The organism is Arthrobacter sp. Y81, assembly GCF_002929335.1.
Classification (GTDB): Bacteria; Actinomycetota; Actinomycetes; order Actinomycetales; family Micrococcaceae; genus Arthrobacter.
In genome coordinates, this window is sequence record NZ_PJIL01000012.1 from 123,247 (window position 1) to 148,923 (window position 25,677).

At 67.3% G+C, this 25,677-nt stretch carries 19 protein-coding genes; 7 read left to right on the forward strand and 12 right to left on the reverse strand.

What is annotated here, in order from left to right:
* Window positions 1–102 precede the first annotated feature (102 nt).
* A complete protein-coding gene (gene dut, locus CXQ91_RS16355) occupies window positions 103–633 on the reverse strand; it encodes a dUTP diphosphatase (protein WP_104174976.1) in 531 nt (176 codons plus the stop codon).
* A gap of 107 nt (window positions 634–740) precedes the next feature.
* Between dut and CXQ91_RS16360 the strand changes: the two genes are divergently transcribed.
* On the forward strand, window positions 741–1,229 hold the full coding sequence (locus CXQ91_RS16360) for a DUF3093 domain-containing protein (RefSeq protein ID WP_104174954.1): 489 nt from the start codon (window positions 741–743) through the stop codon (window positions 1,227–1,229).
* 45 nt (window positions 1,230–1,274) lie between these two features.
* Here CXQ91_RS16360 and CXQ91_RS16365 read toward each other — a convergent pair whose 3' ends face one another.
* Window positions 1,275–1,574 (reverse strand): DUF4193 domain-containing protein, encoded by a 300-nt coding sequence (locus tag CXQ91_RS16365; protein WP_104174955.1) that lies wholly within the window; start codon window positions 1,572–1,574, stop codon window positions 1,275–1,277.
* Between the two features lie 357 nt (window positions 1,575–1,931).
* Here CXQ91_RS16365 and sepH point away from each other — a divergent pair, with 357 nt between their 5' ends.
* Window positions 1,932–3,380 (forward strand): septation protein SepH, encoded by a 1,449-nt coding sequence (gene sepH / locus CXQ91_RS16370; RefSeq protein WP_104174956.1) that lies wholly within the window; start codon window positions 1,932–1,934, stop codon window positions 3,378–3,380.
* Window positions 3,381–3,418: 38 nt separating this feature from the next.
* Here sepH and CXQ91_RS16375 read toward each other — a convergent pair whose 3' ends face one another.
* The 4 genes from CXQ91_RS16375 to CXQ91_RS16390 all read right to left on the reverse strand — a co-directional run bounded on the left by CXQ91_RS16375 (window position 3,419) and on the right by CXQ91_RS16390 (window position 8,890).
* Window positions 3,419–4,141, reverse strand: coding sequence for a thymidine kinase (locus CXQ91_RS16375; RefSeq protein ID WP_104174957.1), 723 nt, complete (start codon window positions 4,139–4,141; stop codon window positions 3,419–3,421).
* Window positions 4,134–5,372, reverse strand: coding sequence for an alkaline phosphatase family protein (locus CXQ91_RS16380; protein ID WP_258074039.1), 1,239 nt, complete (start codon window positions 5,370–5,372; stop codon window positions 4,134–4,136). The genes CXQ91_RS16375 and CXQ91_RS16380 overlap by 8 nt, the downstream gene beginning before the upstream one ends.
* 1 nt (window position 5,373) lies before the next feature.
* On the reverse strand, window positions 5,374–6,114 hold the full coding sequence (locus CXQ91_RS16385; protein ID WP_104174958.1) for a DUF5998 family protein: 741 nt from the start codon (window positions 6,112–6,114) through the stop codon (window positions 5,374–5,376).
* An 85-nt stretch (window positions 6,115–6,199) separates the two neighbouring features.
* A complete protein-coding gene (locus tag CXQ91_RS16390) occupies window positions 6,200–8,890 on the reverse strand; it encodes a GNAT family N-acetyltransferase (RefSeq protein WP_104174959.1) in 2,691 nt (896 codons plus the stop codon).
* A gap of 54 nt (window positions 8,891–8,944) precedes the next feature.
* Between CXQ91_RS16390 and CXQ91_RS16395 the strand changes: the two genes are divergently transcribed.
* A complete protein-coding gene (locus tag CXQ91_RS16395; RefSeq protein WP_104174960.1) occupies window positions 8,945–11,446 on the forward strand; it encodes a DNA topoisomerase (ATP-hydrolyzing) subunit A in 2,502 nt (833 codons plus the stop codon).
* Window positions 11,447–11,455: 9 nt separating this feature from the next.
* Complete coding sequence (locus CXQ91_RS16400; RefSeq protein WP_104174961.1) at window positions 11,456–11,974, forward strand: DinB family protein; 519 nt, start codon at window positions 11,456–11,458, stop codon at window positions 11,972–11,974.
* 18 nt (window positions 11,975–11,992) lie between these two features.
* Here CXQ91_RS16400 and CXQ91_RS16405 read toward each other — a convergent pair whose 3' ends face one another.
* From CXQ91_RS16405 to CXQ91_RS16420, 4 genes are read right to left on the reverse strand one after another with little or no spacing between them, the layout of a single operon-like run.
* A complete protein-coding gene (locus tag CXQ91_RS16405; RefSeq protein ID WP_104174962.1) occupies window positions 11,993–13,042 on the reverse strand; it encodes a GNAT family N-acetyltransferase in 1,050 nt (349 codons plus the stop codon).
* A gap of 9 nt (window positions 13,043–13,051) precedes the next feature.
* Entirely contained in the window at window positions 13,052–16,774 is a 3,723-nt protein-coding gene (gene cydD, locus CXQ91_RS16410; protein WP_104174963.1) for a thiol reductant ABC exporter subunit CydD, read from the reverse strand.
* 6 nt (window positions 16,775–16,780) lie between these two features.
* Window positions 16,781–17,830: a cytochrome d ubiquinol oxidase subunit II gene (gene cydB, locus CXQ91_RS16415; RefSeq protein WP_104174964.1), complete on the reverse strand. Its 1,050-nt coding sequence runs from the start codon at window positions 17,828–17,830 to the stop codon at window positions 16,781–16,783.
* Between the two features lie 18 nt (window positions 17,831–17,848).
* Window positions 17,849–19,450 (reverse strand): cytochrome ubiquinol oxidase subunit I, encoded by a 1,602-nt coding sequence (locus CXQ91_RS16420; RefSeq protein WP_104174965.1) that lies wholly within the window; start codon window positions 19,448–19,450, stop codon window positions 17,849–17,851.
* A 274-nt stretch (window positions 19,451–19,724) separates the two neighbouring features.
* Here CXQ91_RS16420 and CXQ91_RS16425 point away from each other — a divergent pair, with 274 nt between their 5' ends.
* Together CXQ91_RS16425 and CXQ91_RS16430 are read left to right on the forward strand one after the other, a co-directional pair.
* Complete coding sequence (locus CXQ91_RS16425; protein WP_104174966.1) at window positions 19,725–20,111, forward strand: BlaI/MecI/CopY family transcriptional regulator; 387 nt, start codon at window positions 19,725–19,727, stop codon at window positions 20,109–20,111.
* A gap of 6 nt (window positions 20,112–20,117) precedes the next feature.
* Window positions 20,118–21,134, forward strand: coding sequence for a M56 family metallopeptidase (locus CXQ91_RS16430; protein WP_104174967.1), 1,017 nt, complete (start codon window positions 20,118–20,120; stop codon window positions 21,132–21,134).
* Between the two features lie 72 nt (window positions 21,135–21,206).
* Here CXQ91_RS16430 and CXQ91_RS16435 read toward each other — a convergent pair whose 3' ends face one another.
* The gene (locus CXQ91_RS16435; protein WP_104174968.1) at window positions 21,207–23,315 is read right to left on the reverse strand and encodes a type IIA DNA topoisomerase subunit B; all 2,109 of its coding nucleotides are present in this window, start codon (window positions 23,313–23,315) and stop codon (window positions 21,207–21,209) included.
* Between the two features lie 259 nt (window positions 23,316–23,574).
* On the opposite strand from CXQ91_RS16435, the gene CXQ91_RS16440 reads away from it, so the two are divergent.
* Window positions 23,575–23,796, forward strand: a complete 222-nt coding sequence (locus CXQ91_RS16440; RefSeq protein WP_104174969.1) for a hypothetical protein — start codon at window positions 23,575–23,577, stop codon at window positions 23,794–23,796.
* A 172-nt stretch (window positions 23,797–23,968) separates the two neighbouring features.
* Here the strand turns inward: CXQ91_RS16440 and CXQ91_RS16445 are convergent, their stop codons facing one another.
* Window positions 23,969–25,288: an RNA polymerase sigma factor gene (locus tag CXQ91_RS16445; RefSeq protein WP_104174970.1), complete on the reverse strand. Its 1,320-nt coding sequence runs from the start codon at window positions 25,286–25,288 to the stop codon at window positions 23,969–23,971.
* Between the last annotated feature and the right edge of the window lie 389 nt (window positions 25,289–25,677).

The window sequence follows — 25,677 nt, forward strand, 5'->3', positions numbered from 1 at the left end:
CCGCCGTGCCACCTGGGCAGCGCGGTAAGTCATGCAGCACCGGCCAAAGCCAGCAGTACCGGCAAAACCAGCAGTACCGGCAAAGCCGGGCAGCGCCGGGGGCTAGGCCTGCGGTGCCGCGAATCCGCCGGTGGAACCGAAGCCGCCGTCACCGCGGACTGAGTCGCTCAATTCCGCAACGGCCACAAACTGCGCGTACTCCACGCGTTGAATGACCATCTGGGCAATTCTATCGCCGCGCCGCAGCTCAATGGCCTTCTCGCGGTCCGTGTTCAGGAGGGTCACGGCGATCTCGCCGCGGTATCCGGCGTCGACCGTTCCCGGGGCGTTGACCACTGTCAGGCCGTGCTTGGTGGCGAGCCCCGAGCGCGGGTGGATGAGGGCGACGTAGCCGTTCGGCAAGGCGATGGAGACCCCGGTGGGCACCAGCCGGCGCTCACCCGGTTCGAGGACCACGTCCTCGCGCGCACGGAGATCCGCTCCGGCATCGCCGGGGTGGGCGTAAGAGGGGGCTTCGAGGCCGGCGTCGAGCATTTTCAGCTGGACCGACAGGGTGGGCGATCCGTAGGCACCAGCGCTGCCTTCCAGGGAGTTCGGCGGCAAAGTACTCACGGCTGCAGTTTCTTCAGTCACAGTCATTCACTCTAACGCCCGTAACGGCCTTGGGCCTAGCCGCCGGGGGCTGAGGCCGGCGCTGAAGCCAAGGTGAAATACCCCGGAAAAGGTGGAAAGCTGGGCCTATGCCGGAATCTAGTGCAGCTGTGCCTGCCCCCAACAGCACACCCCATGGAACAACCGTTCTATACAGCGAGAAGCTCCACCCCAATCTGTGGATCTGGCTGGTGGCAGCCGGACTCTCCGGCGCCGGGATCCTGGTGTTCGCCCCGATCAGCATTGCGGCCGGCATTACGGCGGCAGTGGTGCTCTTCGTCATCATCGCGGTTCTGCTCATCCTGTCCACGCCGTCGATCACGGTCACCGCGGAAACGCTGCAGGTAGGCCGGGCCACCATCGAGCGCCGTTTCATCGGTGCGGTGACGCCGTTCAGCGGCAAGGAGGCCACGGCCGAACGCGGCCCCCGCCTGAACGGACTGGCTTATCTCTGCATCCGCGGCTGGGTGGACCCGGTGGTCAGGATCGAGATCACGGATCCTTCCGATCCAACGCCGTACTGGCTCACGTCCACCCGGCGGCCGGCACAGCTGACGGCCGCCCTCACCACCACGTGAAGCGGACCCGCGCATGGCACTGGGGTCCGGCTCCCGCCGCCCCTGTCAGCCCTCGCAGTCCTTGCAGAAGAGCAACCCGTCCTTTTCGCGGGCGATCTGCGAGCGGTGACGGACAAGGAAGCATGACGAGCAGGTGAATTCATCAGCCTGGGCCGGCAGGACGCGGACCAGCAGTTCCTCACCGGACAGGTCAGCACCCGGGAGTTCATAGCCTTCGGCCAGGTCGGTTTCGTCTACATCCACCACAGCCGTTGGCTTGTCCGAACGCCGGGTCTTCAATTCCTCAATGGAATCTTCGTTCAGGTCCTCTTCTGATTTCCGCGGCGCATCATAATCTGTCGCCATTAGTTTCTGCTCACACTCCGCTTTGTTCGGTTGGATCGCCGGGTCCCGGTGACGGCACCTCCCGGGCAATTGCGCCCTTTGGCTGTCCCCTGGTCCGGTTCACCGATGTAAACGCTGGATTACCCGGTTTTGTGCCCGACTTAGGCGCCCATTTTTCCCCAAACGGACCGTGAAAGCGAGAGTTTCCCCGCGTGATTCCCTGCGGAGACCTGCTGGAGGGCGGACTAATGCAAGCCCAGCGCACGGTACTGCCTGGAAAGTCGCGGAATATCGCGGCGCGCCCTCTCCCCTCCCCGGAAAAACGGCTGCCGGATGGCAGAGTTTCGAATGTCAGTAATGCCAGGGTGGAGGATTTGTATGCAGGATCTACGGCTTGTAGGCGTCCACGACGACGGAGGGCACCTCCTGTTGAGCGGCACCGGCGGCGAGATGTTCCAGCTGCCGATCGACGAAGCTCTCCGGCTCGCGGCCAGCCGCTCTCCGGTGCGGGGTGCTGCCACAGCTACACCCGTCGCCATGTCCCCGCGGGATATCCAGGCGCGCATCAGAAGCGGTGCCACGGCTGCCGAGGTTTCAGAACTCTCGGGCATTCCGCTGGCCAAGGTCCAGCGGTACGAAGGCCCGGTACTCGCAGAACGGGAGTACGTTGCCCAGCAGGCCAGGAAGATCGAGGTGGCTTCACCTGCCCCCGGCCATGATGTCTACCGCTCCGCCTTCGGCGACAACCCAGCCACCCTGGGCGACATGGTGGCGCACCGGCTGACGGCCCATGGCATCGAATCCTCAACCGTGGAATGGGACTCCTGGCGGCGCCCGGACGGAACCTGGACAGTGGTTGCCCGCTTTGAGACCAAACCCGGGGGGCACGCCAGCATTGGCGAGGAACCTCCGGCCATGTGGACCTTCAGTCCCGCCCGGAAATCGTTGCAGAACGCCAACCGCTGGGCACAGCAGCTGAGCGAACTGGAGCCGCTTGACGGCCCGGTGCCGGCCCGCCGGCTGTCGGCAGTTTCAGACCGCCCGTTCGACTTTGAAACAGATGCCGAGGCTGCAGCCGCCCGGACGGCGTCGGGACAATCCGGCAAGGACCCGGACGGCCTTCTCGATATGCTGCGCTCGCGCCGCGGCCAGCGGCTGGGTGTGGACGAAGACGGCGACGACGCACTGGCAATGCTGCTCACCAACGGTGTTCCGGCAGCCCACCCCCGGCCGTCGGAAGTGGTGGCGGAGCCCGAGACCGAAGAGCCCGGGACCGGCGCGCAAAGCGGCGAAGAAGCCGATGCGCCGGCCGCCAAGGGAGATTCCTTCACCCGGAAACGCGATGCCCGCGTCTCCATGCTTTCCCGCCTCAGCCTGGCTCCGCGGCACTCCGAAGACGGCGACGACCGGCTGAAGCTTCACGACGGCGTCAGCACGGAAACCCGCGAGATCACGATTGTGGCGTCACCGCTGCGCCCGGTCACGGATCCGGACGGGGCAGCCGCGGCGGAGTCCGGGACCGTTCCGGCGGCACCCGACGCCGGCCCGCACCCTGAAGCCGTCACCGCCCCTGAATCCACGCCCGTCCGGGAAGCGGCTCCCGGCCGCCAGTCCGGCTGGAACCGCGAATCCGCTCCGAACGTCGGCTTGGATGAGCTGCTTGGCGGCGGGAGCCCCAGGCGGAGCCGGGACGATGCACTTGCCGGTACTAGGAATGAAACCAGGGGCGACCGTGAGGTTGAACAGCCCGAACGGCAGCCGTCCAAGCCCAAGCGCTCCAGCGTGCCCAGCTGGGATGAAATAGTCTTCGGCGCACGCGGCGACTGACCTGCCGGCGACTGATCTGCCGCGGGCTCACTAGCCACTCAGCTGCGGCGGATGTCCCCTGAGCCGCGCCACATGCAGGCGTCCACCTCGAACGGCAGCAGCTGGTCCTGCTGGGCCATGATATTAGCCCCGTGGGCCGTGACCCGCCGCATGAAGTGCCGCCGGCACAGTGTCTCGTATCCCACCACAGGAGTATGGTCCGCTTCGCCGGCGCCGGTTGGGTCGCCAGCCATGTCGACGTCGCCCACCACTACCTGCGCGCCTTCGGTCACCATCACACCGTCGACTGTGCGGGCGTTGTGGGTGGCCCGTCGTCCACACCAGCACAGCGCTTCCACTTGCAGGACCTGGACACGGTCCGCGAGTTCGATCAGCCGCTGGGATCCCGGGAACAGTCGGGTGCGGAAGTCCGCGCTGATGCCAAAGGCAAACACGTCGACGTCGATCTCGTCCACAACGCGGGCCAGCTGCTCTACCTGCGACGGCGAGTAGAACTGGGCTTCATCACAGATGAGGTAGTCCACCCGGAGGCCGCGGGTCCGGCGCCCGATCACCTCGTCCCAGAAGTCCGTGGTGTCCAGGACCTCCACGCAGTCCGTCTCCAGCCCCAGGCGGCTGGAGATCCGTGCACCGCCGGCCCGGTCGTTGCGGCTGAACCGGACGCCGCCGCGTCCCCGGGCCCGGTGGTTGTGGTCCATCTGCAGGGCGAGGGTGGATTTTCCGCAGTCCATCGTGCCTGAGAAGAAGACGAGTTCAGCCACGCGCTCCCTTTCTGCCCTGGGCCTTGAAGCAGAGCAGCGGAACCTCACGCTCCGCTTTGGTCAGTGAGCCGTGCTGCCCCACCACTTCCAGGGCGGTAGGACGGACGCGGCGGGTGTCGTAAAGCGCCAGGGCGTCCCGGGCTGCGACCATAACGTCCCCGATCCGGGGGCTGACCTCCGGCCTGACAGCGCCGAACAGCCCGGCGGAGACAGCCTCTTCCCTGGTGAACGCCCAGATCCTGTCGCCGAACCTGGCGCGCCAGGCGTCGATCAGCCGGGCGCGGTGCTGCTCCCCGGCTCCGGGCTCAAGGTACAGATGCACCATGCGGGGCTCCCCCGCCGTGTGCCGCACACCGTCGATGAGGGCCGGCTCGGCGGAGTAGTCGAAACGCTGTGATTCGGGGACGTCGAGCATGCCGTGGTCCGCCGTCAGCAGGACCGTGGTCCCCGGCGGCAGGCTAGCGTTGAGCCGGCGTACGGTGGCGTCCAGTTCTTCGAGCTGGTGTTCCCACTGAGCCGACTGGCAGCCGTAGCGGTGCCCGGCCTTATCCAGATCGTTGACGTAGAAGTACATAAGGGAGCTTTCGGCGCCAAGCATGGCCTCTGCCGCCGCGGCGGTCCTGGCGTGCGGGGTGCTGGCGGCGATGAACCGGCCTCCCCGCAGCGCAGCCTGCGTCATGGGTGATGCGCCGAACTGCGGCAGGCTGATGGTGCTGACGTCCGTGTGGGCGGATGCCCGCTCGAAGACGGTGGGAAACGGCTGCCACTCGCGGGGGTCCACACCGGCATCCCAGTTGCCCAGCATGTTGACCACTTTGTCCTGCCCTGGGTCCAGGACGTCGTAACCCACCATGCCGTGCTGACCGGCCGGGAGTCCGGTGCCGAAGCTGGCGAGGGAGGACGCAGTGGTGGACGGAAAAGCGGAGTCCAGAGCCACCGGCACGGCTCCCTGGCCCTGCTGCATCACGGACCGGAGGAAGGGGGTGTGCGCCGATTTCTGTTTGAGCAGGTTGCGGCCCAGGCCATCGGCCAGGACAACGCACACCCTCTTGGCCGCCGGCAGGTTCAGCCTGTTCTCAAAGCCGTCGATCCCGAGGCTGGCTGCCGCACTGGTGAGGACTTCCGCGATGGACCGTTGGCCGAACGCGGGCGCCGGTGGCAACGGCGACGGAGCCGGGGCACCTTCGGCGATGGCTATGACTGACGGTTCTGAGGGGTTTTCGGGCGTCATCTCAGCGCTGGTGTCCGCGGCTGAGGCGGTTTCCGAAAACGCCGGTGCGCGGACGCGGCGCGGCCACGGGGCCGCTGTGCGGGACGGGCGCGGCCGAGCCGGTGTTGACGGCGCGCAGGGCCCGGGCGAACAGCTTCGCGTCCTGCACGGCCTGCAGGCCGTCGGCTTCGGCGCTGATGCGCAGCACAATGTCCTCCTGGGCGATGGTGCCGCTGTAGCCGTGGTCAGCTTCGCACTGCGGGTCGCCGCAGCTGGCCGGACCCATGTCCAGCCGCTGGCCGCCGGACCAGGCAATGGACAGGGTCAGCTCGCGGACGGGATCGGACGGCTTGTAGTTCTGCGGCTGGGCGTACATGTAGCTGAGCACCACGGAGCGGATCTGCGCCACGGGCACGGACTCGGTGGAAATCTGCGCAACGATCTGTTCCCCGGCCTCATCCAGCTGCTGGTCGTCAACGTGCGCAATGACCAGCATGTCGTCCGTCAGCACCAGCACGGTGATGTGGCGGCGGACCTCGGCGCGGTCGAAGTGGGTTTCCAGGTGCACAAGGTGCGCCATGCAGTCGCGGCCGTCCAGGGCGTCGTCAACAACGTCGGCGACAAGCCGGGGGTAGAAGCCTGCCTGCTGGAGCGCCCCTTCGAGGCTCTGGCCCTGGGCACCGTGGTCATGTGCGCTGTGGCTGGGTGCGGCCTGGTGACCGGAGCGGGGTGCTTGCGGCTTCGACGTGGGAGGCTGGGTCATTACCCCATTTTCACAGATCGGCTGTGCACTTGCTAACTGTGTGTCCCAACCCGGCCAAGCGGGCAGCCGACGGCCGCAGCCCGCGCTAGCTCCGCATTGCCCGCCGCGCGCTGTCGGTCCGCTGGGCGGCATTGGCGATCCGGACATCGGCGGACAGGATCGATGCACCGCCGGGGCCGGCCAGCACGGGGTTGAACTCAATCAACGCGATTTCGGGGTGGTTGTCCTTCAGCCTGGTCAGCCGAGCGGCAATGTCCTCCAGCGCCGCCACATCCACCGCCGGCAGCCCCTGGTAGCCGAACAGTTTCCGGGACGCCCGCGGCCCGCGGATGAAGTCGTGGACGTCGGCCCCGGACAGCGGTGGAACCCGGTGGGACCAGTCCTCCAGCAGGTTCACGGCGTCGCCGGCCAGCCCGAAGGACACCACGGGACCCAGCAGCGGATCCTCAATGGCGCGGAACGTGCAGGCCTGACCCACCGGCGCCATGGTCTGGATTTCCATCGATGGCGAGCCGTACGGCGCCAGGGCGCGGTGCATCTGGATGATGTTCCGCCGCAATGAATCCGCGTCCTGGATGTCCAGCCGCACGCCGCCAAGGTCGAGCCTGTGGCGCAGGGCGGGGTCCATGGTCTTGAGCACCACCGGCCAGCCCAGCCGGTCCGCGGCCGCCACGGCCTGGTCGGGCGTTTCGAAGCCTTCGGAGGGAACCACGTGGATGCCGTAATGGGCCAGCAGGGTGGCTGCTGTCGCCGGGGCGAGCTGCACCAGCTGCTCACCGGGGACGTCGTGGAGCAGGTCCTCCAGTTCGGCCCTGACGCTCTCCTGGTCACAGCCTTCGGGCTCCACGAACAGGCCCTTGTCGCGGACCACCCACTCGGCGTACCTCACGACGGCGGCGAGCGCCGCGACGGCGGCGCCCGGGTTGGAGTAGCACGGCACGGAACCGGTGGCTGCTTCCGCGCCGACCATGCCCTCGACGTAGATGGACGGGTCCAGGATCCCCGTGAAAGCGGCAACCACCGGTTTCCCGGCCGCTGCCGAGCATTCCGCCAGGACACCCGCGATGTTCTCCACGGTGAGGCCGCGTGCGGGGAGCAGGGCAATCACCACGGCGTGGACGGAGTCGGAGGCGAGGGTCCGGGCCAGGCTTTCGCGGAGGGCCGGCAGCGCCAGGGACATACCGGCGTCGAGGTCCACGTCGGTGACGATCCGTTCAACGCCCAGCCCGTTCGCGGCGGCAGCGTCCGCCACCACTTTGCCGAGTGCCCGGGAGTTGCTGAACACCGCGATGTCCGCTCCGGCAGGCAGGGGCTGGCCGGAGACGATCTGGGCGACATCCATGAGCTGCTCAATGGTTTCCACCCGGATGACACCCGCCTGGCGCATCATGGCGTCGAGGGCGCCGAAGGGCGCCTGGGTGGTGCGCACGGCGTGCCCCGGCGGCAGCTGGAGCCCCATGGCGTCCGACTTCGCCACGATGACGGGCTTGGTGCGGGCCAGCCGCCGTGCCAGGCGGGAGAACTTGCGCGGGTTGCCGATGGATTCGAGGTAGAGCCCCACCGCGGCGGTGTCGGCATCGTCTTCCCAGAACTGCATCATGTCGTTGCCGGAGACGTCCGCGCGGTTGCCGGCGGAGAGGAAGGTGGAGATGCCCACGCGGCGCCGGCTGGAGGCCGCGTAGAGGGACACTCCGATGGCCGCGGACTGGCTGAACAGGCCCAGGCCGCCGCGGCGGGGCAGGCTCGGCGCCATGGACGCGTTCAGGGACACCGCCGGGTTCGTGTTGACGATGCCGAGGGACGCCGGGCCGATCACGCGCATCCCGTTGGACCTGGCCTGCCGGACCAGCTCGCGCTGCCGTGCCAGCCCGCGTTCGCCGTCGTCGGCGTACCCGGCCGTGGCGACGACGACGCCCTTGACCCCCGCCGCCGCGCAGTCCGCCACCACCTTCGGAACTTCCTCGTACGGGACGGCTATGACCGCCAGCCGGACGGCGTCAGGCACTTCGGCGAGCCGGGCGAAGGACAGCATCCCGGCGAGTTCGAGGGCTTCAGGATTGATGGCATAGACGGGGCCGGTGAAGCCGCCTTCAATGATGTGTTCGAGCAGCTGGTAGCCCACCGTGCCCCATTTGCGGCTGGCACCGATCACGGCAACCGACGACGGCGCCAGCAGCTCCTGGATGCTGCGCGCCTCCGCACGGTGTTCACGTGCCTCCATTACTGCCCGGGACTTTTCCGTGGGGTCGATGTTGAACTCCAGGCTCACGACGCCGTCGTCGAAGTGCCGTTTGACGTCGTATCCGGCGTCGGAGAAGACCATCAGCATCTTGCGGTTTTCCGGCAGTACTTCGGCGCTGAATTTGCGGATGCCGTTTTCGCGGGCAGCGGCGGCCAGGTGCTCCAGCAGGATGGACCCGATGCCGCGGCCCTGGTGGGCGTCGGCTATATTGAAGGCAACCTCGGCTTCTTCGGGATCGGCCAGCCGGTCGTAGCGGCCGATGCCCAGGATTTCCCCGCCGATGGTGATCACCAGCGCCACCCGGTCCTTGTAGTCCACCTCCGTGAAGCGCTTCAGCTCCTTGCTGGAGAGCCGCGCCTTGAAGGCGAAGAACCGCATGTAGATGGACTTCTGCGATTGGCCGGTATGGAAAGCCTGCACCGCATCGGCATCAGAGGGGTGGATGGGGCGCAAATGAGCCGTCCCGCCGTCCCGCAGAACAACATCGGCTTCCCAATATTCCGGATATACGCCGTCCCCGGGCTGATCCACCATAGGCTTAGCCTAGCTAAAACTCCGCCAGTAAACCGTTAAGGATCCACCAGCCCCATGGCCCGCCGCCAAAGTTCCGCCCCGGCAGGGGACGCCGTCCAGGACTACACCGAGAACATTGTTGATATCGATGTCACGTCCGAGATGGAAGGCTCGTTCCTCGAGTACGCATATTCGGTCATCTATTCGAGGGCCCTCCCGGACGCCCGCGACGGCCTGAAGCCGGTTCAGCGGCGCATCCTCTACATGATGAGCGAGATGGGCCTTCGCCCGGACCGCGGCCATGTAAAAAGCGCCCGTGTGGTGGGCGAGGTCATGGGCAAGCTGCACCCGCACGGCGATACCGCCATCTACGACGCGATGGTCCGGATGGCACAGGACTTTTCGCTGCGGCTGCCGCTGATCGACGGCCACGGTAACTTCGGCTCGCTCGACGACGGCCCGGCAGCACCGCGGTACACGGAAGCCCGCCTGGCGGCGGCTGCCCTGACGCTGACGGACCACCTCGACGAGGACGTCGTGGACTTCGTCCCGAACTACGACAACCAGCTCACCCAGCCGGACGTGCTCCCGGCCGCGTTCCCCAACCTGCTGGTCAACGGCGCCACCGGCATCGCCGTCGGCATGGCCACCAACATGGCCCCGCACAACCTGGTGGAGGTCATCTCCGCGGCCAGGCACCTGATCGCGAACCCGGAGGCCACCCTCGAGGACCTCATGCGGTTCGTCCCCGGCCCGGACCTGCCCACGGGCGGACGGATCGTGGGCCTGGACGGCATCCGCGACGCGTACGCCACCGGCCGCGGCTCGTTCAAGACCCGCGCCAAGGTGGAAGTGGAGCAGCTGTCCGCCCGCCGGACGGGCCTGGTGGTCACCGAGCTTCCCTACATGGTGGGCCCGGAAAAGGTGATCGAGAAGATCAAGGATGCCGTCAACGGCAAGAAGCTGACGGGCATCAGCGACATTGTGGACCTCACGGACCGCAAGCACGGGCTCCGCCTGGTCATCGAGCTGAAGAACGGCTTCAACCCGAACGCCGTGCTCCAGCAGCTCTACCGTTACTCGCCGATGGAAGATTCCTTCGGCATCAACAACGTGACGCTGGTGGACGGCCAGCCGCAGACGCTGGGGCTGGTGCAGCTGCTGTCCGTCTACGTCGGCCACCGCATCAGTGTGGTGCGGCGCCGGACGGCGTTCCGGCTGGCGAAGAAGAAGGACCGCCTCCACCTGGTGGAGGGCCTGCTGATCGCCATCGTGGACATCGACGAGGTCATCCAGATCATCCGGTCCTCGGACGAGGTGGCCGCCGCCCGGGAACGCCTGATGTCCATTTACGACCTCACTGAAATCCAGGCGAACTACATCCTGGAACTCCGGCTGCGGCAGCTGACCAAGTACTCCCGGATCGAGCTCGAAAAAGAGCAGGACCAGCTGAAGCGCGAGATCGCGGAGCTGGAGGCCATCCTGGGTTCGGACCAGCGCCTGCGCGAACTGGTCTCCGAGGAGCTCGCCGAAATCGCCGAAAAGTACGGCACACCCCGCCGGACGGTCCTGCTCGAGTCCGAGGCGGTGTCCCCCACCGTGGCCGCCGCCCTGGCAGCTGCACCCGGCGGCAAGGGCAAGGCGGCCCCGCTCGCGCTGGAGATCGCCGATGACCCCTGCTGGGCCATCCTGACCGCCAGCGGACAGATCGCCCGGACCTCCAACCAGGAGCCCCTCGCCGAGTCCGGACCGCGGTCAAAGCACGATGTCTTCCGGTCCGTGGTGAAAACCTCCGCCCGCGGCGAGATCGCCGCCGTCACGTCCCTCGGCCGGATGCTGCGTCTCCAGGTCATGGACATGCCCGTACTGCCGCCGATGTCCGGGCTGCCGAACCTGGCCGGCGGCGTGCCCGCAAAGGACTTCATCACGTTCCTGAAGGGCGAAACGCTCGTGGCCTTCGCGCCGCTGGACACGGTCCTGGCAGTCGGCACGGCGCAGGGCATCGTCAAACGCGTGCAGCCCGATTACCCCCTCAACCGTGAGGACTGGGAAGTCATCGCCCTCAAGGACAAGGACACCGTGGTGGGTGTTGAACCTGCCGGGGCCGACGACGTCGACCTTGTGTTCCTCACCCGGCAGGCCCAGCTGCTGCGCTTCAGTGCCGGCACCGTCCGGCCGCAGGGCCGCACTGCCGGCGGCATGGCCGGCATCAAGCTCGCCGCCGGGGACCAGGTCCTGTTCTTCGGAACGGTCGCGCCGGGCGACGACGCCGCCGTCGTCGTGACGGTTTCCGGAACCGACGGCGCCCTGCCGGGCACCGCACCCGGCGCCGGAAAAGTAACAGCGTTCGCCGAGTATCCGGCCAAGGGCCGGGCGACGGCGGGCGTCCGGGCACACCGGTTCCTGAAGGGCGAAGACACCCTCCTCATCGCTTGGGCGGGCCACGGCCCTGCCAAGGCGTCTTCGCTGGCAGGGGTGGCGCGGTCGCTTCCGCAGGAGCACGGCCGCAGGGACGGTTCCGGCATCCCGCTGTCACAGGCAGTGGACGCCATTGGGCCCAGCCTGACCTGGGCTTAGACTACGGGCATGCCTATCATCCCCGACGAAAAGGACTGGACCTGGGTGCTGACCCGGCCCTGCCCCGAATGCGGCTTTGACGCGTCAACAGTCACGCCGGCCACGGTTCCCGGGAGCGTGTCCAACATGCTTCCCCGCTGGCGGGCGGCCCTCCGCCGGGCGGATGTGGCGGAACGGCCGGACGACGCCACATGGTCCGTGCTGGAGTACGCGTCGCACGTCCGGGACGTCTTCAGCCTCTTCGACCACAGGCTCAACCTCATGCTCAGCCAGGACAACGCCCGGTTCGAGGACTGGGACCAGGATAAGACAGCGGTGGAGAAGGACTACGCCAACGCCGACCCCGCCGTCGTCAGTGCCGAACTGACGGCCGAGGGCGAACAGATCGCGGAGTCATTCGCCGGCGTGCACCAGGACGAGTGGGGCCGGACGGGACTCCGGAGCAACGGGTCGGAGTTCACGGTCATGACTCTCGCGCAGTACTTCCTGCACGACGTCGTCCACCACCTGCACGACGTCGACGCCTGAGTTGATCAGCTGGCCCGGTCAGGTGCGCGCGGGCAGTTCCTTGTCCCAGGCCAGGCTTCTGTTGACGGCGGCGTAGCCCATCTTTTCGTAGAGCGCGAGCGCGCCGGTGGGATTTTCGGAATCAACATCCAGGGACGCCCGGTCCATGCCGGCAGCCGCGAAGCGCCGCATGGCGTCGGCGAGCAGGGCCTGGGCGATGCCGCGCCCGCGGTACTCGCGGCGCACTCCCAGCAGGTCCGTGTACCCCTCGCTGTAGCCCCGGGACACCGCGCCGTCCGGATCGTGGCTGGCCAGCTGGTAGCCCGCCACGGTTCCGGTGCTGCGGTCCAGGACCACGGCGCTCAGGTCCGGCCTCGCCTGCGGATCATTGACGGTGAATCCCCACGACTCCTCATCCCGGGGCTCGCTCCCCCAATGGTCACGGAAGGCGGCGTTGTGGGCCAACCGGACGTCCTCGCTGAGCTCCGGGCGCATGGTCACCAGGTCCAGCCCGTCGGCAAGCCGCACTTCGGGGAGGGGGACGCCGCCCAGGTGACGGTGCATCTCGTTGAAATAGCGCACCACGCTGAACCCGGCTTGGCGGAGCAGCTGCTGCTGGTGCTTGTGCTGCTGCTCCATGTGGATGCGCAGCCTCGGCACGGGACGCTCTGCGCCGGGCCGGCTCCCGGCAGCCTGGTTGTCTTCCGCGAAACGCTGGATGGTCCGCTCGCTGAGCCACCCGAGCAGCGCCATGCCGATCCCCCGGCGCTGCCAGGCGGGGTCGACGCAGCCGAAGCCGTAGGCCTTGTCGCCTTCCTTGTTCTTGGTGATGCGGGCGTAGGCGCGGGGAACGGACTGGCCGTCCAGCACCAGGAGGGTGTTGGCGGCGGGATGGTTCTTCTTCGACTGCAGGATCTGTTCAAGGTCCGCGATGCGCTCAAACCACACCGGCTTTTCCACCTCGGCCGTCCGTGCGATCAGGGCAGCCCACGCCTCAAGGTCAGGCTCCGCCGCGGGACGCCAGTCCAGGCCAACGCCAACCAGGGATTTCTGCCAGGATACGGGCGTGGGGGCGTCGTCGTTGAGCATGCCAACAGGCTAGCTGCCGGCCCCGCCCCGCGCCAGAACCGGCCCCGTGACCGTGGCGGGCGCGCCGTCGTCCTCCCTGGAAGCGTGAACCCCGTGCGTACCGGGGCCGCCCGCACCGTCGGCTGTATTCAACCCTGCGTGGGACCCTGCGTCCAGGTCCAGCCGGCGGTCCGCCGCGTCGATGTCGTCGGGGTTGTGCGTCACCAGCACGACAGTCCGTCCGGTGAGCCCCCGGCGAAGGTCGGCCAGCATTGCCATGCTCGCCCCGGCGTCAAGGTGCGCGGTGGGTTCGTCCAGCAGGATCACGTCGGCGCCGGTCATGAGCGTCCTCGCAACCGCGAGCCGTTGCCGTTCCCCGCCGCTCAGGAACGCGCCGGCGGGTCCGATCCGCGTGTCCGCGCCGTCAGCCAGCCGGTGCAGCAGCGGTTCCAGTCCGACGGCGGCCAGGGCGTCCGCCATTTCCTGTTCCGCGTCGCCGGCCCTGCCCTCGGGCCGGCCGAGCATGAGGTTCCCGCGGATGGTGGAATCAAAAAGGTGCGCCTCCTGGGGGCACCACGCCGCGCGCCCGCTGACGGCGAGCCGTCCGGAGTGCGGCGGCAGGAACCCGAGCATCACGGCCAGCAGGGTGGATTTCCCCGACCCTGAAGCTCCTGTCACGGCCAGCCAGCGGCCTGGTTCCGCCGTCGCGGAGACCCCCGTGAAGACTTCCGGCCCGGCGGGCCATCCGGCGGACAAAGCCTCTAGCTCGATCCCGGGCCGCGCATCCGGACGTTGCGCCACGGGCTCCAGTCCCCCGGAGTCCACGGCGCCGGCAGGCACGGCGTCGGAATCGGTTGTGCCGGGGCCCCGGGCCCCGGCGGCGTCCAGCACGCCGGCTTCGCTGACCCGGTCCAGGACCAGTCGGAGCGCGGGGTACTGTCGGACCGCCGTTGTCATGGCGGCATACGGTTCCACGAGCGCCAGTTGCAGGAGAACCACGACGGCGGCCGTGGCCGCGTCTACGGAGCCGGCCAGCACCTGGGGTCCGGCCAGCACAGCGCTGGCGAGGGCGGCGGCACCGCAGGCCAGGACGGTGACGGCCTGGCCCAGCCCTTCGGCCCACGCTGACCGCCGGGAGGCGGCCGTTGCCGCCTTGTCTGCGTCTCCGATGGCGGACAGCACCGGTGCAGCGACACCGTTGGCGTGCAGTTCGGCCCGGGCATCCAGGGCCGCGGCGACGTCACGCAGTACCCCTGAGCGGAGCCGTTGTTCGGCCTGGGCCGACATCCTGTCCGCCAGCAGGGCGGCCGCCGGCGCGGCCACCAGTGAAACCAGCGCCGCGGTGATGACGGCCGGCAGCGCTGCAGGCAGCAGCAGGCCGGTGGCAGCCACGCCTGCCGCGCCCACTGCCACGGCGGTGACCGGCGGCAGGACCACCCGGGGCAGCAGGTCCCGGACCGTGTCGACGTCGTCAATCACCGTTCCCAGAACGTCACCGCCCTGCAGGAGCCGGCGCAGCGACAGCGCCCGCCGGCTCAGCGAATCCCACAACCGACCCCGCAGCCGGGTCAGCGAGGCGAAGACGGCATCATGCAGCAGGAGCCGCTCGGTGTAGCGCAGGACGGCCCTGCCGATGCCGAAGAACCGCACGCCCACGATTGCCGTGAGCAAGTAGAGAATGGGCGGCTGCCCGGCAGCCCGGATGATCAGCCAGCCGGACAGTCCGGCCAGCGCAACCGCGAACAGCGCGGCCAGCACACCCACCACGCCGGCGAGTCCGAATGTGCGGGACTCCGGCCGCAGCAGCCGGAAGATCCGGGCCGGGGTGTTGCCGCCGGTTGGCGACGGTTCAGTGCTGCTGCCCTGCACCGGAGCGGAACCGGGTGTGCGGGCGGGAGTGGAACCGGGGGTGCGGGCGGGAGTGGAACCGGGGGTGCGGGCGGGAGTGGAACCGGGGGTGCGGGCGGTCCGGTCCGCTGCAACGGGATGTTCCGCGGCCGCACCGACGACCCGGACCGCTACCACCGCTGTGTCCGTTGCCGGGATCGCAGTGTCCGTTGCCGGGCGTACTGCGGCGCGCCCGGCCGTGGTGGCGCCGGGGGCCACCGCCACGATATGGTCCGCGAGCTCCCGGGTTAGCCGGTCGTGGGCCACCAGCAGGACGGTGGCCCGGCCGCGCAGCGTGCGGATGGCGCTGTTGACCAGATTGGCGGAGCTGCGGTCCAGGTGTGCGGTGGGCTCGTCCAGCAGGAGGAGCGTGGCGCCTGCTTCAATCCGGGCCAGGCCCCGCGCGAGGGCCACCCTGCGGAGCTCCCCCGGGCTCAGCTCGGCGGGATGCTTGGCGGCCAGGTGCCCGGCACCGGCCGCCTCGAGGCAGCGCAGCGCGGTATCACCGGCAACAGTGCCGGTGCCGGTGGCACCGGTATCCCCGGAATTCCCGGCTTTGGCATTCCCTGCACCCTCCAGGTAGAGCCGCACTTCGGCCAGGACGCTGGTCTCCACCATGACCGGATGCTGCGGCACCCAGGCGACGTCCGAGGGCGCGAACCCGCCAATGCGGCCGCTCACGGCCGTACCGCCGCCCGCGCCCACGATGCCGGCCAGGACGCCGAGTATGGTGCTCTTCCCTGCACCGCTGGCGCCGTCGAGGGCGGTGATCCGTCCCGCGGGCGCGTCGAAGCTGAGCGGCCCGACGGCGGGGTCCAGGCGTCCGCCGTACGCAACCGTGAGGTCACGGACAGTTACCGCCGGAAGGTGCGCGCCGCCGTCGGACGCCCTTACCCCGGCCCCGAAGCTGTCTTGGGGCTGCAACGGGGCGGCTTCCGGTGCGTCCATCACAGCGTTGACCTCGGCAAGGGCGGCGCGTCCGTCGTCGCTGGCGTGATGGGCAGTGCCCAGTTCACGCAGCGGCAGGTAGCAGTCGGGGGCAAGGATGAGGGCGAGCAGCCCGGCTTCGAGGGCCATGTCGCCATGTACCAGGCGCACGCCGATGAAGACGGCCACCACGGCCACCGAGATCGTGGCGATGAGTTCTAGGGCGAGGGCGGAGAGGAAGGCCGTCCGGAGCGTGTCCATGGTCCGGGACCGGTATTGCTCCGAAATGTCCTCGAGTGCCTTGCGCTGGGCGGTGGCCCGGCCAAGGCCCACCAGCACGGGAAGCCCCTTGGCCAGTTCCAGCATGTGGCCCGAGAGCCGGGCCAGGGCGGATTGCGCCGCCCGGACCCTGTCTTCGGTGTAGCGGCCGATCAGGACCATAAAGACCGGCACCAGCGGCACCGTCAGGACGATCACCACCGCACTGACCCAGTCGGCGAACAGGATGCGGGCCCCCAGCAGGAGCGGGATCGCGGCACAGTTCACGAGGGCGGGCAGGAACTGCGTGTAGTAGCTGTCCAGGGCGTCCAGGCCCCTCGTCGCCAGGATGGCCAGGCCGCCGTCGGCCGGACCTGCCGCACGCGTGCCGTTCCGCAGGGCGCGTTCCAGCAGCGCCGCCCGCAGTTCCTCCTTGACCCCGAGCGCAGCACGGCGCGAAGCGACCCCCTGGGCCCACACGGTCAGGGACCGCAGCACCACGCCGGCGAGTCCCCAGCCCAGCTGGTCTGCCCAGGCCGGGCTCTGCGAGACCAGCCCGGCCAGGACGGATGCCACCGCCTGTGCCATGAGGACCAGCGACAGCGCCTTGAGTGCTGCGAGCAGGCCCAGCCAATAGAGCGCGGACCGGTTGGCGGGGCCGGCGGGGAACTGCGGTCTCATGTGGTCCTAGTCCTTGGGTGCCAGGGCCCTGGCCGCGATGGCAGGCAGGAAGCTGTGTGCTTCCGGGATGTGCGCTGCGCTGACGCGGCGGCGGAACACCCAGTACGTCCAGGCCTGGTAGGCCAGGACCAGCGGCAGTCCCACGCAGGCCACGATGCTCATGAGCCCCAGGGTGTAGTCGGAGGATGAGGCATTGGAAATCGTCAGGTTGAAGTCCGCGCTGATGGTGGAGGGAAGCACCACCGGGAAGGCCGCACCGAAAATCGAGGCGCTGCCGAGGAGCAGGAACGCCCCGAGGGAAAGGAACGCCCTCCCCTCCAGCCCGTTCCGGCCGGAGTGCCAGGCGAAGGCCGCAGCCACCACGGCCGCGGCTACTGCTGCGATGGTCCAGGCCTCGCCGCTGAGAAGCTGGACGCTGATGGCCCAGCCGGCGATGGGCAGCAGCAGCACCGGCAGGAGCCGGACAAACCAGCTGCGGGCGCGGTGCCGGATATCGCCGTCGGTTTTCAGAGCCAGGAACGCCAGCGCATGCAGCAGGGAGAAGCACACCACGGCAAGGCCGCCCAGGACCGCGTAGCCGCTGAACCAGGCGAACGGCCCGCCCTCGCGGTCACCGTTGGAGTTGAGCGGCAGCCCGGTGGTGGTCAGGGCAAGCGCTGCGCCGACGCCGAAAGCTGCCACTAGGGATCCGGCCGCGATGGCCCAGTCCCACACGGCCCGCCAGCGGTCGGTGTCCACCTTGCCGCGGTATTCAAAGGCCACGGCACGGAAAATGAGCGCCACCAGGACCAGCAGGAGGGGAAGGTACAGGGCGGAGAACAGGGAGGCGTACCAGAGCGGGAAAGCGGCGAACGTCGCCCCGCCTGCGGTCAGCAGCCAGACCTCGTTGCCGTCCCAGACGGGTCCGATTGTATTGAGCAGGACGCGGCGTTCGGTGTTGTTCCGGGCGAAGAGCTTCATAAGCATGCCGACGCCGAGGTCGAATCCTTCGAGAAAGAGGTATCCCGTCCACAGCACCGCGATGGCGATGAACCAGATGGTGGGCAGCAGTTCCATTGTCGAATTCCTCTGCTCTTAGTAGGCGAATGCCAGGACGTCGTCGGAGTCACCGGGTTTGCCGGTGCCGCCGGGGCCCGGTGTGGCGTCTTCGTTTTCGTCCGCCGGGGCGTGTGCCAGTTCCGGCATGGCGGAAACGACGCCGCCGCGGATGTACTTCACCAGCAGCTTCACCTCCACCACCAGGAGCACGGCGTAGACGGCCGTCAGCACCACCAGCGATGTGAGGAGTTCTCCCGCAGAGACACCAGGCGAGACGGCGGCAGCCGTGAACATGAACACCTGGTCGATGCCGCTCGGGTCGGGGTTGGGTGCCACGACGAACGGCTGGCGGCCCATTTCGGTGAAGATCCAGCCGGCAGCGTTGGCTCCGAACGGGGCCAGGATGCCGACGACGGCGAGCCGCATCAGTCCGCGGGACGCCGGCACAGTGCCCTTGCGGGTCGCCCAGAGCGCCACGAGGGCCGCGAGGGCCGCCAGGCCGCCGAACCCGATCATCATCCGGAAGCCCCAGTAGGTCACTTCCATGACCGGAACGTACTCGATTTCCTGCCCGGCACGGTCTCCGTAGATGGGGTTGTCCGGGAGGTGGGTACCGTAGTCGGCCTTGTACTGGTCCAGCAGGCTGTTGACGCCCTTCACCTCGGTGGTGAAGTCGCCCTTGGCGAGGAATGACAGGATCCCGGGCACTTCGATGACCGCCACGACGTCGTCGCAGTTCTTCGAACCGACGTTGCCGACGCTGAGGATCGAGAAGCCGGTGCCGTCGTGGCAGGCTGCTTCCGCCGCGGCCATCTTCATGGGCTGCTGTTCAAACATCAGTTTGCCCTGCAGGTCACCGGTGAGCGCGGTCCCGGCAAAGGAAATCATGGCGACGACGGCGCCGATCCGCAGCGAGGTGATCCAGACTTTGTGGTCAGCCTTGTCCCGGCCGGGGATGTCCGCTTCGCCGGGAATGACCTTGCCGTCGGATCCCACGGTGTCGATGCCGTCATGGCGGCGGCGCCACAGGTGGTACCAGGCAATGCCCAGCAGGAAGCCGCCGGCGACTGCCAGGGCGCCGAAGAGGGTGTGCGGCACTGCCACCAGGGCGGTGTTGTTGGTGAAGACGGCCCAGGCATCTGTCATGACCGGCCGCCCGTTGACCATTTCCACACCGACGGGATGCTGCATCCAACTGTTGGCCACGATGATGAAGTAGGCGGAGAACACTGAGCCGATCACGGCAATCCAGAGGCAGGCCAGGTGAACGCCCCGCCTGAGCTGTTTCCAGCCGAAGATCCACAGGCCCAGGAATGTGGACTCCACGAAGAAGGCCAGGAGTGCCTCGAGCGCCAGCGGCGCCCCGAACACGTCGCCCACGAAGCGGCTGTACTCGCTCCAGGCCATTCCGAACTGGAACTCCTGCACGATGCCGGTGGCAACGCCCATGATGAAATTGATCAGGAACAGCTTCCCCCAGAACTTGGTCATGCGCAGGTATTCCGGCTTGCCGGTGCGGTACCAGACTGTCTGGATGACTGCCACCACGAGGCCCAGCCCGATGGTCAGCGGCACCATCATGAAGTGGTAGACGGTGGTGATTCCGAATTGCCAGCGTGCGATTTCCAAAGCGTCCAAGGCAGTCCCTACTTTTGGCTAGGCTCTCAACAGTCCAAGTCTTCTACGCAACGTAGAACATCAACTTCTACAGAGTGTAGAACACTTTCGGTGTGCAGTGTAAACAACAGTTCCATTGGCCGGAGCCGGTGGCAAGGGCGCGACGCGCCGATTGTTCTACCTCATGTAGAAAGAAAATCCAAAAGGAGGTAAATTTAGAACTTAAGTATTCGATCAACGCTCCGCGACGGCCGTTCCGGTCCCGCGGATCGGACCTTTAAGAAGGATGTACGGCATGGCAACTCTTGGTGAACTGGAACGGGCAGTGATGGACTTGCTCTGGGCAGGCCAGGAAGCGGCCACTGCCAACACGCTCAGGGACCTCCTGGCGCTGAGCACGCAGGCCCAGGGCGGCACGGCCGGCCACGAGGGCAAGGACCTCGCGGTGACCACCGTCCTGACCGTGCTTTCACGCCTGGAGAAGAAGGGGCTCGTGGAGCGCGAACGCGGCATGCGCCCCCACCGGTACCAGGCGGTGTCCAGCCGGGCGGACCACACGGCCGAACTCATGCATGAAGTGCTGGGCTCCGCGCCGGACCGCGAAGCTGTGCTCGCCCGCTTTATTGGCTCCGTCACCGAAAGTGAAGCCGAAACGCTGCGCAAACTGCTTGGCCACAGCTAACAGCGCATGTTCTGGACCTCATATTTTCTGGCGGTCCTGGCGATAGTCCTGGCGTGGCCGGTGCCTATCCTCCTTTCGCGCGCCCAATGGCCGGCGCGGTCACCCTTTACGGCCATGGTGCTGTGGCAGGCAATCGCCCTCGCCGGCGGCCTGTCCATGATCGGCGCCATGCTGGTCTACGGCCTCGAACCGATCGGCGACAACCTGCTGGCCGGGCTGCGCGGACTGGCCGGCATGGTCCTTTTCAACGCACCCACCACGGCGCTGGGTTTCTGGCACCTTTTCGCGTTGTCGGCGGCGGCGCTCCTGACAGCACACCTCGTCTTTACCCTGCTGCTGACCTATTACCGGATCGAACGGCAGCGCCGGCGCCACCGGGAACTCCTGGCCCTTTTGGCGTCACCGTCCAATGACGGGCCGGGCACGGTGGTCATCAACCATGATTCCCCCGTGGCCTATTGCCTGCCCGGCGGTGCGCGGTCGGTAACAGTGCTGAGCGACGGCCTGATGGCAGCCCTGGAACCGGCGGAACTGCGGGCGGTGCTCATCCACGAAAACGCCCACCTGAGCCAGCGCCACCACCTTCTGTTGTGGGCTTTCGCGGCATGGCGGCAGGCCCTCCCCTGGCTTCCCACCACGCGCCTCGCCCAGGAAGCAGTCAACTCACTCATTGAGATGCTGGCCGACGACGTCGCCCTCAAGACCGAAAGCAAGGCCACGCTGATCAAGGCCATTGCCATTGTTGCCAGCGGACCGTCCGGGTCGGAGGGCAACCGCGCGGTGCTCGACGGCGCGCTTCCCCTGGTGACAGAAGGAATTGTCACCGACGGAATTGCCGACGGCGGCATCTCGGGCGCGTCCGGCGGCGCGGGTTCGGCCCGGACCACTGCCTCGAGGGTCAGCCGGCTCCTGTCCCCCAAGGAACCGCTGCCGGCCTCGCTGAGGGCCGTGGTTTTGGCCGGTTGCCTGCTGCTGCTGGCCGTCCCCACCGCACTGCTGATTGTCCCGGGGCTCCTCGGCTAGCAGGGCGGGCAGCCGGGCGCCGGGTGCCGCCGAACCCGGCGACCAGCCTGGGCGCCGCCCGGGGTGCCCGGCTCAGGCGTCGATCCGCTCCCTGTCCAGGCCCGCCGCGCCGGCGATGATGAAGTCCTTGCGCGGTGCGACGTCGGAACCCATCAGCAGGTCGAAGGTTTCCTCTGCGTGCTTGGCGTTTTCAATGCCCACTTTGCGCAGCGTCCGGTGGCGCGGGTCCATGGTGGTCTCCGCGAGCTGCTCGGCGTCCATTTCACCGAGGCCCTTGTAGCGCTGGATGGGCTCCTTGTAGCGCTTGCCCTCTTTGGCCAGCCGGGCCAGGAGGACGTGCAGTTCGGCTTCGGAGTAGGTGTAGATCATTTCGTTGGCCTTCTGCCCGGCGTTGATGACCTCCACCCGGTGCAGCGGAGGGACGGCCGCGAACACGCGGCCCTCATCGATCATGGGGCGCATGTAGCGGAAGAAGAGCGTGAGCAGCAGCGTGCGGATGTGCGCGCCGTCAACGTCGGCATCCGTCATGAGGATCACCTTGCCGTAGCGTGCTGCCGCGATGTCGAAGCTGCGGCCGGACCCCGCGCCCACCACCTGGATGAGCGCCGCGCATTCGGCGTTGGAGAGCATGTCCCCCACGGAGGCCTTCTGGACGTTGAGGATCTTGCCGCGGATCGGCAGCAGTGCCTGGAAGTCCGAGGAGCGCGCGAGCTTGGCGGTGCCCAGCGCGGAATCGCCCTCCACGATGAACAGTTCCGAGCGGGCCACGTCATCGGTGCGGCAATCCGCGAGCTTGGTGGGCATGGAGGACGTCTCCAGCGCGTTCTTCCGCCGCTGCGTCTCCTTGTGGACCCGCGCCGATATGCGGGACTTCATCTCGCTGACGATTTTTTCCAGCAGCAGCGCGGACTGGGCCTTGTCATTGCGGTTGGCGGAGCTCAGTTTGGCGTTGATCTCCTTTTCCACCACGCGCGCCACGATGGCCCGGACCGCGGACGTGCCGAGGATCTCCTTGGTCTGCCCTTCGAACTGCGGCTCTGCAAGGCGGACCGTCAGCACCGCTGTCAGCCCTGCGAAGATGTCGTCCTTTTCGATTTTGTCGTTGCCGGCCTTGAGCTTGCGGGCATTGGTTTCCACGGCCTTGCGGAAGGTCTTGACCAGCGCCTGTTCAAAGCCTGACTGGTGGGTTCCGCCCTTGGGAGTGGAGATGATGTTGACGAAGCTGCGCACCGTGCTGTCGTATCCGATGCCCCAGCGCAGGGCGACGTCCACTTCGCAGTCACGCTCCACTTCGGCCAGCTGGCTGTGTCCCCGCTCGTCCAGCACCGGAACGGTTTCCTTGAACTTGCCCGAGCCGTGCAGCCGCCATGTGTCCGTGACTGCGGGGTCCGCCGCCAGGTACTCCACGAACTCGGAGATCCCGCCGTCGTGGTGGAAGATTTCTTCGTGGCCGCCGAGCTCGCCGGGCGTACCGGGAAGCTTGCGCTCATCGCGGACGGTGAGTTTCAGGCCGGGCACGAGGAAAGAGGTCTGCCGGGCCCGTGAAGCCAGTTCGTCGTAGGAGAATTTGGCGTCCGGGGTGAAAATCTGACGGTCCGCCCAGTAGCGGATCCTGGTTCCGGTGACGCCGCGCTTGGCCTTGCCCACGATGTCAAGGACGGAGTCTTCAACGAACGGTTGGAACGTCGCGGCCGGATCGGGTTTGGTCCCCGGATCCTTGAACCTTCCGGGCTCGCCGCGCCGGAAGGACATCTTGTACGTTTTCCCGCCGCGGTCCACTTCCACGTCCAGCCGGGAGGACAGCGCGTTGACCACTGAAGCGCCGACACCGTGCAGGCCGCCGGACGCCGTGTAGGAGCCGCCACCGAATTTTCCGCCGGCATGCAGCTTGGTGAAAACGACCTCGACGCCGGTCAGCCCGGTCTTGGGCTCGACATCCACGGGAATGCCGCGGCCGTCGTCGTGAATCTCCACGGAGTTGTCGGCGTGCAGGATGATCTTGATGTCGTGGCCGTAACCGGCCAAAGCCTCGTCGACGGAGTTGTCGATGATCTCCCAGAGGCAGTGCATCAGGCCGCGGGAGTCGGTGGAACCGATGTACATACCCGGGCGCTTGCGGACGGCCTCGAGGCCTTCCAGTACAGACAGGTGCCGGGCGGTGTAATCAGAACTTGGTGCCACGGGTTGTGAACTCTCCTTCAGTGACGGAACAGCTAAGGCTTTTGACGCTCTTCCTAGGTTAGTCGGCCTTGCCCCGGCGGCCCGCCTGCCACACCTGCCGACGGGCGCGGACGGGCCCACCCGTTACCTTTTCGTAACCGAATTCGCAGGCCTTGATCAATTCTTGCGGCTACGCGTACAGCGAACTTGCCCCATCCTTGCGATGGAATTGCTACGAATACTGGTTACATAGAGGTACAGATCTACTAAGGAGGCCGACATGACAACAGCAGTGGCAGACCGCACACTCAATGCACTGGACCGGTGCGATCGTTGCGGAGCTCAGGCATATGTCCGGGTTGTACTCGAGTCCTCCGGCGGTGAGCTGCTCTTCTGCGGCCACCACGCCCGTGCGATCGAGGCAACGCTCAAGCCGTTGAGCTCTGACTGGCACGATGAGACGGGCCGGCTTCACGAGAAGCCGACGGTTTCGGTGGACTAGGCAACTCGCTGACTCAAACAGGGCTCCTCCGCTTCGGAGGGGCCCTGTTTCTTGCCCATTTCTTTTACCCGGCGCTCCACTCATGGGACGCTCCACTCATGGGAAAGGCCCCGCCGCCGGCGGGGCCTTTCCCATGAGTCGATCCGGAACGGCCCATTGAGGCCGGGCCTTCCTAGTCCAGGTAGTCGCGCAGGACCTGGGACCGGGACGGGTGCCGCAGCTTGGACATCGTCTTCGATTCGATCTGGCGGATCCGCTCGCGCGTCACTCCGTAGACCTTGCCGATTTCGTCTAAAGTCTTCGGCTGTCCGTCGGTGAGGCCGAACCGCATGGCGACGACGCCGGCTTCGCGTTCGGACAAGGTGTCCAGCACCGAGTGCAGCTGCTCCTGCAGCAAGGTGAAGCTGACAGCGTCGGCGGGAACGACGGCCTCGGAGTCCTCGATGAGGTCACCGAACTCGGAATCGCCGTCCTCACCAAGGGGGGTGTGCAGCGAGATAGGCTCGCGGCCGTACTTCTGGACTTCAACAACCTTCTCAGGGGTCATGTCCAGTTCGAGTGCCAGCTCCTCAGGCGTAGGTTCGCGCCCAAGGTCCTGCAGCATCTGGCGCTGGACACGCGCCAGCTTGTTGATGACTTCCACCATGTGCACCGGGATGCGGATGGTGCGGGCCTGGTCTGCCATGGCGCGGGTGATGGCCTGGCGGATCCACCAGGTGGCGTACGTGGAGAACTTGAAGCCCTTGGTGTAGTCGAACTTCTCGACCGCACGGATCAGGCCCAGGTTGCCTTCCTGGATCAGGTCAAGGAACAGCATGCCGCGGCCGGTGTAGCGCTTGGCCAGCGAAACGACTAGACGGAGGTTGGCCTCCAGCAGGTGGTTCTTGGCACGCTTGCCGTCGTGGATGACGAATTCGAGCTCGCGCTTGAGCTTCGGATCCATGGAGCCGTCGTCCGCCGCGATTTTCTCCTCGGCGAACAGGCCCGCCTCAATGCGGAGGGCAAGGTCCACTTCCTGCTCTGCGTTAAGCAGGGCAACCTTGCCGATCTGCTTCAGGTAGTCCTTGACGGGGTCGGCTGTGGCGCCGGCGGACATGACCTGCTGCACCGGGGCGTCGTCGTCATCGGCGTCGGAGTATACGAATCCTGAGCCCGTGGTTGCGGCGCCGGTCTTGCTGGCGGCCTCTTCCTCGGTCAGCTCGGACGGATCCGGAGTTACGTCGTCGAGATCCTCATCCAGCTCGTCCTCTGAATCGTCGTCGTCCGACGTCCGGGACTTGCCGGCAGCTTCGGCTGCGGCCTTGGCGCCGGGCTTGGGTCCGCGCTTCTTGGGCTCGGGCTTTGCCGGGGCGCTGCCGTCGGCGGAAGCATCTTTGACAGCCTTATTGGCTGCACGCGTGGCGGCACGCTTGGCGCTCGTCGCCGCCTTCTTCTCCTCAGGGGACAATTCGGCCTGGTCGGCGGGTTCCTTCTTCGCGGAAGACGGGGTCACAGAAAACCTTTCTAGCGGCGGTCTGTGGAATCACCATACGGGCAACACCACTATGACCCTGTCAAGTCCGTGATTCACATCAGGTGCGATCGCGGCCAGCAGAGCCATTAAGTAGAACTGCCGGAGCGGCCGTAATGTTCCCGTTTCCGGGCACCACTACATGCACTTGATTCACGGACCCAACCGGGTCTCGGCATCCATTGTCTCACGGTTTTCCCAATCGCTGCCTCAGGGCGGTGCGCTGGCCGGAATGTTTCGGCCGGACGGCCCGCTTCCCGCCCGGCCGCGCGCCGGAGTCCGGCGGTCCCTAGGTGTATTGTCCACGGACGTTAGGAACGTGCGGCGTGGTTAGGTGACAAAAAGAAGACCTCCGAGTGGAGTGGGGCTTG